Annotated in this window: 12 protein-coding genes; all 12 read right to left on the bottom strand. The window is 58.8% G+C overall.

Going from position 1 to position 10526, the window contains the following annotated elements; translation table 11 throughout:
• On the bottom strand, nt 1-1014 hold a 1014-nt coding region (gene ruvB, locus HMPREF2129_RS09145), incomplete at its 3' end, for a Holliday junction branch migration DNA helicase RuvB (RefSeq protein ID WP_034665812.1).
• 51 nt (nt 1015-1065) lie between these two features.
• Entirely contained in the window at nt 1066-1686 is a 621-nt protein-coding gene (gene ruvA, locus HMPREF2129_RS09150) for a Holliday junction branch migration protein RuvA (protein ID WP_034665815.1), read from the bottom strand.
• A gap of 8 nt (nt 1687-1694) precedes the next feature.
• On the bottom strand, nt 1695-2267 hold the full coding sequence (gene ruvC / locus HMPREF2129_RS09155; RefSeq protein ID WP_052093097.1) for a crossover junction endodeoxyribonuclease RuvC: 573 nt from the start codon (nt 2265-2267) through the stop codon (nt 1695-1697).
• Between the two features lie 107 nt (nt 2268-2374).
• Nucleotides 2375-3130, bottom strand: coding sequence for a YebC/PmpR family DNA-binding transcriptional regulator (locus tag HMPREF2129_RS09160; protein WP_034665818.1), 756 nt, complete (start codon nt 3128-3130; stop codon nt 2375-2377).
• Between the two features lie 77 nt (nt 3131-3207).
• The gene (locus tag HMPREF2129_RS09165; RefSeq protein ID WP_034665821.1) at nt 3208-4056 is read right to left on the bottom strand and encodes an acyl-CoA thioesterase; all 849 of its coding nucleotides are present in this window, start codon (nt 4054-4056) and stop codon (nt 3208-3210) included.
• A gap of 41 nt (nt 4057-4097) precedes the next feature.
• The gene (locus tag HMPREF2129_RS10890; protein ID WP_084576775.1) at nt 4098-4403 is read right to left on the bottom strand and encodes a LemA family protein; all 306 of its coding nucleotides are present in this window, start codon (nt 4401-4403) and stop codon (nt 4098-4100) included.
• A complete protein-coding gene (locus tag HMPREF2129_RS09170; protein ID WP_034665835.1) occupies nt 4400-5491 on the bottom strand; it encodes a glycosyltransferase family 4 protein in 1092 nt (363 codons plus the stop codon). Before HMPREF2129_RS09170 ends, HMPREF2129_RS10890 begins: the two co-directional genes overlap by 4 nt.
• 7 nt (nt 5492-5498) lie before the next feature.
• The gene (locus HMPREF2129_RS09175; protein WP_084576777.1) at nt 5499-6350 is read right to left on the bottom strand and encodes a phosphatidylinositol mannoside acyltransferase; all 852 of its coding nucleotides are present in this window, start codon (nt 6348-6350) and stop codon (nt 5499-5501) included.
• Between the two features lie 26 nt (nt 6351-6376).
• Nucleotides 6377-7045: a phosphatidylinositol phosphate synthase gene (gene pgsA / locus HMPREF2129_RS09180; RefSeq protein ID WP_034665826.1), complete on the bottom strand. Its 669-nt coding sequence runs from the start codon at nt 7043-7045 to the stop codon at nt 6377-6379.
• The gene (locus HMPREF2129_RS09185) at nt 7038-7652 is read right to left on the bottom strand and encodes an HIT family protein (RefSeq protein ID WP_034665829.1); all 615 of its coding nucleotides are present in this window, start codon (nt 7650-7652) and stop codon (nt 7038-7040) included. The genes pgsA and HMPREF2129_RS09185 overlap by 8 nt, the downstream gene beginning before the upstream one ends.
• Nucleotides 7609-9675, bottom strand: a complete 2067-nt coding sequence (gene thrS / locus HMPREF2129_RS09190) for a threonine--tRNA ligase (protein WP_034665830.1) — start codon at nt 9673-9675, stop codon at nt 7609-7611. The genes HMPREF2129_RS09185 and thrS overlap by 44 nt, the downstream gene beginning before the upstream one ends.
• Before the next feature lie 144 nt (nt 9676-9819).
• Nucleotides 9820-10395, bottom strand: coding sequence for a copper resistance CopC family protein (locus HMPREF2129_RS09195; RefSeq protein WP_034665833.1), 576 nt, complete (start codon nt 10393-10395; stop codon nt 9820-9822).
• Nucleotides 10396-10526 lie beyond the last annotated feature (131 nt).

Raw genomic sequence — 10526 nt, forward strand, 5'->3', positions numbered from 1 at the left:
CGCAGCCGTGGCAACACGTCCCCGACCTGTGCGCGCCATCAGACCTGCTCGCACCAGGTAGGGTTCACACACTTCTTCCACAGTGGACGGTTCCTCCCCCACCGCGATAGCTAAAGTGCTCACACCGACGGGCCCACCACCGTGTGATTTGATCAGCGTTTCCAGGACGGCACGATCCAGTCGGTCGAGGCCTAGCTCATCGACATCAAAGACCTCCAGTGCCTCACCGGCAGCTTGCACTGTGACACGACCATCACCGTTCACCTCTGCCCAGTCGCGTACACGGCGCAGCAATCGGTTAGCAATACGGGGTGTTCCGCGGGAACGGGAGCCGATCTCCACCGCCGCATCATGATCAATGTCCACACCCAGAATGGATGCTGCGCGGGTGATTACTCGGGTGAGATCATCCACGTCATAGAACTCCATCTGCGCTGTGAAACCAAACCGATCACGCAGTGGGCCAGTGAGCATGCCGGCGCGCGTCGTCGCGCCAACGAGAGTGAACGGCGGGATCTCCAGCGGAATAGACGTCGCTCCTGGGCCTTTGCCCACGATGACGTCAATACGGAAATCCTCCATGGCCATGTACAGCATTTCTTCTGCCGGGCGGGCGATGCGGTGAATCTCATCGATGAAGAGAACATCGCCTTCCATCAAGTTGGATAGCATTGCCGCCAAGTCCCCTGCACGCTCAAGGGCAGGACCCGAGGTCATGCGCAGTGAGGTGCCCAACTCTTGTGCCACGATCATGGCCATGGTGGTCTTGCCCAACCCTGGTGGGCCGGACAACAGAATGTGATCCGGTGTCACACCGCGTTTCTTCGCGCCTTCAAGCACCAGGCCAAGCTGCTGCCGTACCTTTGGCTGCCCAATGAACTCATCAATAGATTTCGGGCGCAGTGACTTTTCATAATCACGTTCTTCTGTCTGCTCATTCGCATCAATCGGCGAATTCACCTTCCGTGCTAATTCTGGCGGCAATTCAAACTCTGTCTTTTCCACATCAGACATCAGTCACTGCACCTCCTCCATTGATATTCATCATCCTTTAGCTAGGTCTAGCTACTTCTTACCCAAACGGTTCAGGGCTGCGCGCAGCAACGCAGACGAATCCGCCTCCGGGTCTTCCTCGATCACGGCACTAACAGCAGTGCGCGCACCCTTTTCCGGGAAACCAAGTCCCACGAGTGCTTCCACCACCTGCTCCGTAGCAAGAGAAGCACTAGCGGTCGCCGTCACCGCATCAGCTTTGGCACCATCTGTCGTCTCCGACGTGGCGTACACGCCCTTCAGCTTGTCCTTGAGTTCAAGGATCAAACGATCCGCCATCTTCTTGCCCACACCGGGAATGGCCTGAATCGCCTTGGAATCACCCGCGGTAATGTGGCCGGCCAGTTCAGCTGGTTCAAAAACAGCAAGCGATGCCATGGCCAGCTTCGGGCCAAGACCCGTGACAGTGGTCAGACGGTGGAACATACTGCGTCCATCATCATCGGTGAAGCCATAAAGAGTCATGCTGTCCTCTTTGACCACCATCGAGGTCAACACACGTGCTGTCTCCCCGCGCACCAACCGACCTAAGGTCGGCGGAGTGGCCATGAAGCGATACCCCACCCCGGAACACTCAATCACCGCATGATCAAGCCCAATGGCGATCACTTCACCGTTCAGAGAATCAATCATGGTTTCACTTAAGCCTTTCCATTCACGGGGTTACGCGGGGTTGATGCCGCTCCTTGCGCAGCAAGAGAAGCTGCGGCAGCGCCACGGGCAAGCAAGGGGGCACGCCAGCAGTGGCATACAGCAATAGCCAAAGCATCAGCCGCGTCTGCTGGTTTGGGTGGTGCAGACAGGCCCAAGATGCGCGTGATCATCGCCGTCATCTGCTTCTTATCCGCCCGACCGTTGCCGGAGATAGCCTTTTTCACCTCAGACGGGGTGTACATGTGCACCGGGATATCCCGCTCCGCAGCAGCAAGCACCATCACGCCAACCGCATGGGCAGTCTGCATCACGGTGGACACATTTCCGCGCTCAAAGATGCGTTCCATCGCCACTACGTCCGGCTTATAGTCATCCATCCATTCTGCGACAGCATGAGAAAGACGCAACAAACGATGCGCAAGTTCCGCGTCCGAAGGCGTACGCACAACGCCGACTGCCACCGGGATAACCTGTCGCCCTTTCCCAGCCTGGATCACAGACAGGCCACACCGGGTCAATCCCGGGTCAATGCCCATCACGCGCAGGCCTTCAAGGTTCATGGTTCCCCTTTGCTACCCCGACCTTCGGAGTCACACATTTGTTCTACCACAAGAACACAAATACCCAGCCTCCCACGCGGAAGACCGGGTATGAAAGCAGTTTCGGGCTACTCGTTAGCCAGCGCCTCAGCCACCTCATCCGACATCGTCATGTTGGTGTACACGTTCTGGACATCGTCGGCGTCCTCCAATGCGTCGATAAGCTTCTCTAGCTTCTTCGCACCATCAAGATCCAGCTCTACCTCAACAGAAGCACGGAAGTCCTGGTCCGTCTCATCAACCTCGATGCCAGCTTCCTTGAGCGCGTCACGCACTGCGTGAAGGTCAGTCGCCTCAGAGACGACCTCAAAGTGCTCACCGAGGTCATTGACTTCCTCGGCGCCGGCCTCAAGCACAGCCATGAGCACATCATCTTCCGTCAGATCACCCTTAACCACCGTGTTCACGCCCTTACGGCTGAACATGTAGCCAACGGAACCGGACTCACCCAGGTTGCCACCGTTCTTGGTCATCGCGGTGCGGACCTCAGTGGCAGCACGGTTACGGTTATCGGTCAGGCACTGAATCAGCATGGCAACACCATTCGGGCCGTAACCCTCATACGTGATGTCTTCCCAGTCGGAACCGCCGGCTTCCTCACCGGAGCCACGCTTGCGGGCACGCTCGATGTTGTCCTTCGGCACAGAAGCTTTCTGAGCCTTACGGATCATGTCATCGAGAGTTGGGTTGCCCGCCGGGTCACCACCTCCAGTACGAGCCGCGACCTCGATGTCCTTGATCAGCTTCGCCCAAAGCTTGGAGCGCTTCGCGTCATTCGCGGCTTTCTTGTGCTTGGTAGTAGCCCATTTTGAGTGGCCTGCCATGCGCCATCTCCCCTTTCCTCTGGCTAAAGTGTCGGCTGCCTAGTATACGCCGACGCCCTCAACCGGTTTTCCTCCCACTACGCAAAGGCGACTTTGCCTTCAGCCAACGTTCGCGTGAGACCTTCCTGCACCACCATGGCAACCAAGTTGCCGTGAGAGTCAAAGATACGTCCCTGAGTCAGTGCGCGGCCACCGTGCGCGGATGGGGATACCTGGTCATAGAGCATCCACTCATCTGCACGGAATGGACGCAGGAACCACATCGCATGGTCAAGGGATGCCATTTGCACCTTGTGGTCACGGTGCGGAACCAGGGCTGAGTGCAGCAAGGTGAGATCAGACATGTACGCCAGCGTGCAGATGTGGAAGGTCTGATCATCCGGCAGTTCATTGCGAGATTTGAACCACACAACCTGCTGGCTGGGGGTGTAGGGGTTATGAGCAAAATCATTATCCGGCACCACACGCACATCCCAGTCCTTCGCCCACATGGAAAAGAACTTCAGCGGACCACCCGTTTGCTCAAGCGGGATGACATCCTCAGGCGGCGGCACTTCGCGCATTTTGTCCGAGTGTTCAATCCCCTCATCAGTGGTGATGTGGAAGCTGGCTTCAAGGGAGAAGATTGTTTCCCCATCTTGGATCGCATGGACAAGACGGGTGGCAAAGCTGCGACCGTCACGCACGCGGTCCACCATGAAAATGGTGTCCTGGTCTGATTTACCCGGCCGGATGAAGTAACTGTGCAGGGAGTGCACGACCTTGCCCTCATCCACGGTCTTCGTTGCCGCAGACAGACTCTGCGCCGCTACTTGACCACCGTAGGTGCGCTGGAGACCACTAAACACACCTTTACCACGAAAGATATTGGTGTCTAGCTGCTCAAGGTTCAAAATTTCATCGATCTTGGGTACATCAAAATCCATGGGACATAACCTTAGCGCTCCCCACGCAGCTCTGCGTGACCTTATGTAAAAGGCGCGAACGGATAGAACTCGGGCAGGGGCGCTGTGCCAGCAAGACGCAGAACCCGAATAAGCGGCCGTAGTCTCAGTCGGCGTGTGTCGGCCACCGCGTTGTTATAAAACCGCACGGCTAGATCGTGTCGGCGCTGGTTCGTAGGATCGGTGTCAATAAGCACGTGATCGAGTGCGCGGCGAGCGCGATCCACGCGGATATGCAGGCGATTAAGCCGCTGAGCAGTAATCATTGCCCACAATCCCAGGGCTGCGAGGAAAAGAAGGACAATTGCGATAACAACCGGTGTGCTCATTGGATTTCACCGCCCGTCGCCGTGATGTACACATCCATGACCTCAGCGGATACATGCTGCCAGTCATACAGTTCCGCGCGTTTCATCCCCGCAGCGACGAGCGCAGAACGCGCCCGGCTATCTTGCACGAGATGATCGAGGATCGTGGCTAGGGCGCGGGCGTCACCCACGGGGAAGAGCATCCCAGCTGGCTGATCTGCCTCCGCGTCGCAGACCGCCGCGAAAGCTTCCAGGTCACTGGCCACCACGGCACAGCCCGCCGCCATTGCCTCCACGAGGACAATGCCGAAGGATTCCCCACCCGTGTTCGGTGCAACATAGATGTCCGCGCTGTTCAGAATCGCCGCTTTGTCCTCATCGCTCACGCGCCCGACAAAATCGACACCAGGCGTGTCCGTATGCTCGCCCCCGCCGATCACGGTTACGCGTGGCGATGTCTCCATCATTTCCAGCGCAGAAAGAAGGGTGGGAAGGCCTTTGCGGGGTTCGTCGATACGCCCCAGAAAAACGATGTGCGCATGCTTTTCGACGTCCCAGTTGCCCCCGCCAACCTTCATCCTCGCCGTATCCACCCCGTTGGGAATAAGCACCGGGTCCCCGCCGAGCTGTTCTACCTGCCAACGACGCGACATTTCACTGACGGAAATCCCTGCCTGAATTCTTTCCAGCAAGGGCCGAAGGAAAGGTCGAGCGAGGTTCAGCGCCAATGACTTCGATGCGGAGGCATGGTAGGTGGCCACCACCGGTTCGCGGGCGAAGATCAGTGTGATGAGCGACAGGCTTGGCGCATTGGGTTCATGGATGTGCACCACATCGAATTGGCCACGCTGCAGAAAATCCCGCACGGCGCGGACAGCGCGCGGGCCGAAGGATAGTCGCGCGGTAGATCCGTTGTAACTCAGCGCTACAGCCGGGCCCGACAAGGTGACATAACTGGGCAAGTCCTGTTCACACGCCAGCTCAGTACCGGGGCCAAGAACCTCAACGTGATGGCCCGCGTCAGTGAATACTCGGGCGAGATCCAGGATGTGTGCTTGGACGCCACCGGGATAGTCAAAGGAATACGGGCACACCATTCCAATACGCATCGCGGAATCACCGGGCCCGCCGCTGATGCGGCCACACTGGTTGAATCGCATGCCAATCAGCTGGGTGTGCTGCAATGTTGGTGGCAAACAGATCTGCCACGCGCTGCGTGGTTCCCTCGAGGTCCGTGACCTCGAGGGGCGCAGAGCAGCTCAAGCCCCACCCCGGCGCGAGGGTGGTTCCGGTGAACCAGGAGTGGGCAACGTGGAGGCTCGCGCCTGTGTCCATGGCCAGCTTCGCCGGACCAGCGGGGAAGGTTGTGGGTTCCCCGAAGAAGGTGACGGGAACACCGTGTGATGTCATGTCGCGCTCCCCCATGAGGCATACGACGCCCCCTTTTTGTACTACTTCTTTGAGCCGCTGGAACGGTGGCGTTTTCTCACCCGTGGTGGCGAGGACTTCAAAGCCGAGGGATTCGCGGTAGTCCACGAAAGCATCAAAAAGCACCTCCGGCTTGAGGCGCTCCGCAACAGTGGCGAATCCGCCATATCTACCCACGAGCCACATGCCTGCCATGTCCCAGTTACCCGAGTGCGGCAGAGTGATCACCATGCCTCTGCCACTGGTAACGGCGGCTTCCACATGTTCGCGGCCAATGAGTGCAGCATCCAACGTGGCCATGAGTTCTGGCTTGCCAGCGATAGCTGGCAGCCGGAACGCCTCCAACCAGTAGCGGGCATAGGAGCGCATGGAAGCGCGCACCAGTTCCTGAGTGACATTCTCCGCGCCCACAACGTGAGTGAGGTTCTGCCGGAGCATGTCCGCACCGCGTCCACGATCCGAAGCTATATCAGCTCCCACATTAAACAAGGTCGCCGCCATGGCATAGGGCATATGGCGCACGAGCTTCCACCCCGCCATGTAGCCGGCGGTGACAAGAGATTCCTTCACGCCTGATACCCGTCTACGCCCGCAGGGTCCGTTGCCCCTTTGGGCGGGGCGATGTGTGCGGATGCCTTCGGATCACGGGAAGCCAGAACAAGACGCTGAACCACAGTCACAGCAGACCCCACAGCGAGAACCCACAGCGCCACAACGACCGCGTTGGGCACACCCACGCCCTGCAGGAACAAACCCACAAGAGCAATGATGATCCGCTCGGCTCGCTCAATGAGCCCGCCATTAACGGTGAGTCCACCCGCTTCCGCACGTGCCTTGATGTAACTGATCACCTGAGACAGCACCAGAACAACGAGACACGCGCCCGCCGCCGAAGGTCGCGCCTGCTCGGTGTAGATCAACCACACGGCAATTGCCCCGAAGAGCGCACCATCGGTTAGGCGATCACAACTGGCATCCAACGTCGCACCAAAGGCAGTGCCGCCCCCACGCATGCGCGCCATCGTGCCGTCGATGAGATCCATGGCAGCAAAGAGTGCAGTCAGCGCTGTCGCCCAGATCAAATGCCCACTAGGAATAAGAAGGACCAGCACCATAATCGTTGCCACAGTCCCGGCGACCGTCACCATATTCGGTGTCAAACCAACCCGCAGTAGAGCTTTTGCCACCGGATCTACCACCACCGCAATGGGTTGACGGGCCCGCGCGCTAAACATGAGCATCCCCCTCCACAATCTCAGCCCACGCCTCCGCCAACAAAGCACGAGTGTCCTTCAATAGCTGTGGCAGAACCTTCGTGCCCCCAATCACCGTCATGAAATTAGAATCCCCCGCCCACCGTGGGACCACATGCAGATGCAGATGGTCCCCGACAGAACCGCCGGAGGCCTTACCCAGATTCAGACCAACATTGATAGCCTCCGGCCGGGACACTCGTTTCAAGGTGCGCACAGCGAGTTTGGCAAAGGCCATGAGTTCCGCCGTCTCTTCGTCGTCAAGCAATTCAAGCTCTGCAACCTTGCGGTAGGGCACGACCATGAGGTGACCAGCGTTGTAGGGGTACAAATTGAGCAGCGCGTACACCGTCTTGCCGCGGGCGATGATCAGCCCGTCCTCGTCAGACAGCTGCGGTGCGACAAGAAACGGGTCCTTCTTCTCCCGCTCCCCTGGCGTGACCGAAATATAACTCGACCGGTACGGCGCCCACAGGCGCACAAGACGATCGGGCTGGCCCACGCCCTGATCCACGTAGTCTTGCCCGTTCGGACCCTGGGAGGCGTTATCCGCGCCGGACTGCAATGGCTTCCTCGCTCGGCTGGTCATTGATCTGCTCCTCCACCCAGGCAGTGATCAGATTGATCGCCTCATCCACAGGCACACCATTAACCTGGGTGCCGTCGAGGAAACGGAAGCTCACCGCATTGGCTTCAACATCCCGCGCACCGGCCAGGAGCATGAACGGAACCTTGCCGGTGGTGTGGGTGCGAATCTTCTTCTGCATGCGGTCATCAGAGTGATCCACTTCCGCGCGCACACCACGCGCCCGCAGCTGGGCAACAATCTCATCCAGGTGGCCAGCAAACTCATCGGCGACAGGAATACCCACGACCTGATGCGGCGCCAACCACGCCGGGAATGCACCGGCATAGTGCTCCAGCAGAACACCGAAGAAACGCTCAATGGAGCCAAACAGCGCACGGTGAATCATCACCGGACGCTTCTTCGAACCATCCGGGGCGGTGTACTCCAAGTCGAAGCGCTCCGGCAGGTTGAAATCAAGCTGCACCGTGGACATCTGCCAGGTACGGCCAATCGCATCGCGCGCCTGCACAGAAATCTTCGGCCCGTAAAACGCAGCACCTGCCGGGTCCGGAACCAGCTCCAGGCCAGATTTGGTGGCTACGGACTCGAGGATGTTGGTGGAACGCTCCCAGATCGCATCATCACCGATGTACTTCTCCGGGTCCTTGGTGGAAAGCTCCAGGTAGAAGTCATCCAGGCCATAGTCCTGCAGGAGGGAGATGATGAACTCCAATACGTCGGTAAGCTCCTGCTCAAGCTGCTCCTCGGTGCAGTAAATATGCGCATCATCTTGCGTGAAGCCGCGTGCGCGGGTCAGACCGTGAACCACGCCGGACTTCTCGTAGCGGTACACGGTGCCAAACTCGAACAGGCGCAGTGGCAGCTCACGGTAAGAACGGCCACGGGAATCGAAGATGAGGTTGTGCATCGGGCAGTTCATCGGCTTGGTGTAGTAATCCACCGGCTGCTTCGTGCAGTTGCCTTCCTCATCCCACTCACCGTCGAGCTGCATGGGCGGGAACATGCCATCGGCGTACCAATCCAAGTGACCAGACTGCTGGAACAGCTCACCCTTGGTCACATGCGGGGTGTTCACAAAGGAGTAGCCCGCCTGCAAGTGGCGCTTGCGGGAGTGGTTCTCCATCTCCATGCGCACGATGCCACCGTCCGGGTGGAAGACGGGCAGGCCAGAACCAACCTGGTCCGGGAAAGAAAACAGGTCCATCTCTGCGCCCAAGCGACGGTGGTCACGCTTTTCCGCCTCTGCCAGCATGTGCTGGTACTCGTCCAGCTTCTCCTTGGACTCCCACGCAGTGCCGTAAATGCGCTGCAGGCCAGCATTGGACTGGTCACCGCGCCAGTACGCGGCAGAAGATCGCGTCAAGGCGAAGGCCGGGATGTACTTGGTGGTGGGTACGTGCGGGCCACGGCACAGGTCGTGCCAAACCACTTCATTGGTGCGCGGGTTGACGTTGTCATAGTGCGTTAGATCCCCCGCCCCCACCTCCGTTGCCTCATCCGAGTTAGGGTCCACGGAGCCTTTGTCTTGGATCAACTCAAGCTTGTACGGCTCATCCTTTAGATCCTCAGCCGCATCTTCCGCCGAGCTATACACACCGCGGACGAACTTCTGGCCCTGTTTGATGATCTTCTTCATCCGCCGTTCCAGCGACTTCAAATCCTCCGGGGTGAACGGATCCTTGACGTCGAAGTCGTAGTAGAACCCATCATTGATGGCCGGGCCAATGCCCAGCTTCGCATCCGGGAACTCCTCCTGCACTGCCTGCGCCAACACGTGCGCACAGGAGTGACGGATGACGCTACGCCCCAGCTCAGTGTTCGCGGCAACCGGAGTGAAGCTAGCAGTTTCTTCCGGCACGTGGGAAAGGTCCTTCAAGTTCCCCTCAGCATCCTGGACGCACACGATGGCCTCATCGCCCTTGTTGGGCAATTCCAGTTCCCTCATCGCTGCGCCAACCGGTGTGCCGGCCGGGACCTCAAACGGGTCGTGGATCAGTGCAGTTGGGGCAATCCCGCTGGACATAAGCTATTCAGCGCTCCTTTTGCGCTCACGCGTGGGCGGCATACCTGGCCGCGCCCGCTGGTGTGTTCTCGGCCTTGCTCCGCGCGCGATATGAGCCTGGCGCGGGCACTGCGGGTGATCTTACTCTGGCTCGCCGGTCTACCGTCAGTCACGGTTCTCATTGCGCTGACCATCGCGTTGGCGTTGCCCCAAGAGCGCAATGACTGCGCCGCCAACAAGAACAACGCCGAGGAGAATCCATACCCAGATGTAGCCACCAATGATGCTTTGCGTCTCGTTGGCATCTTGCTGTGTCTCATCCGGTTTACCCTTTCCCTCATCACCTGCTTCAGTTTCCACAGTCGTCCCGGGGGGTTGGTAGGTAAATTGCGTCATGCCCTTGGTTGCATGGCCATCGGAGGATGTGATTTGGAAGCCAATGCGGTACTTGCCGGGTTGTGGGTCAAGGTCCGCAGGCACGTCGATGCTTACATTTTGGCGGTCAACCGTAGGTTCGCCACTGAACAGCACTTCATTCGTGTCCATGCGGGACAGCGCGATCCTGTTAAACCCCTCTCGCGGGATACCTGAAAACACCAACACGAGTTCGCTGGGAAATTCCGTTACCGTCGCCTCAACTCCCGGCTCGGCGTTGATCACGGAATCATGCGCCAACGCGGCCGGTGCCCCAGCCACGGCAATGCCCGCTGCCGCCACCACTGCGGCGAGTTTCTTCTTCACTGTGGTCCAGCTCTCTTTCGCTTATCGACGAATCCCCTGCCACCACCACTACACCTCTTGGCGTGACAAATATCTGTCTCAAAGGGTAGGTTATCCGCGTGAATTCTCCCGAAAGCTCTTCAAGTAACACC

Source organism: Corynebacterium tuscaniense DNF00037, assembly GCF_000759055.1.
In the GTDB taxonomy this organism is placed as follows: Bacteria; Actinomycetota; Actinomycetes; order Mycobacteriales; family Mycobacteriaceae; genus Corynebacterium; species Corynebacterium tuscaniense.

What these genes read in the sequence shown, in the direction of transcription:
- ruvA (WP_034665815.1), bottom strand. Translation starts at nt 1,686, where the DNA reads ATGATTGATTCTCTGAACGGTGAAGTGATCGCCATTGGGCTTGATCAT.
- HMPREF2129_RS09160 (WP_034665818.1), bottom strand. Translation starts at nt 3,130, where the DNA reads ATGGCAGGCCACTCAAAATGGGCTACTACCAAGCACAAGAAAGCCGCG.
- ruvC (WP_052093097.1), bottom strand. Translation starts at nt 2,267, where the DNA reads ATGAACCTTGAAGGCCTGCGCGTGATGGGCATTGACCCGGGATTGACC.
- HMPREF2129_RS10890 (WP_084576775.1), bottom strand. Translation starts at nt 4,403, where the DNA reads ATGAGCACACCGGTTGTTATCGCAATTGTCCTTCTTTTCCTCGCAGCC.
- thrS (WP_034665830.1), bottom strand. Translation starts at nt 9,675, where the DNA reads ATGTCCAGCGGGATTGCCCCAACTGCACTGATCCACGACCCGTTTGAG.
- pgsA (WP_034665826.1), bottom strand. Translation starts at nt 7,045, where the DNA reads ATGTTTAGCGCGCGGGCCCGTCAACCCATTGCGGTGGTGGTAGATCCG.
- HMPREF2129_RS09170 (WP_034665835.1), bottom strand. Translation starts at nt 5,491, where the DNA reads ATGCGTATTGGAATGGTGTGCCCGTATTCCTTTGACTATCCCGGTGGC.
- HMPREF2129_RS09185 (WP_034665829.1), bottom strand. Translation starts at nt 7,652, where the DNA reads ATGACCAGCCGAGCGAGGAAGCCATTGCAGTCCGGCGCGGATAACGCC.
- HMPREF2129_RS09165 (WP_034665821.1), bottom strand. Translation starts at nt 4,056, where the DNA reads ATGGATTTTGATGTACCCAAGATCGATGAAATTTTGAACCTTGAGCAG.
- HMPREF2129_RS09175 (WP_084576777.1), bottom strand. Translation starts at nt 6,350, where the DNA reads ATGGCGGGGTGGAAGCTCGTGCGCCATATGCCCTATGCCATGGCGGCG.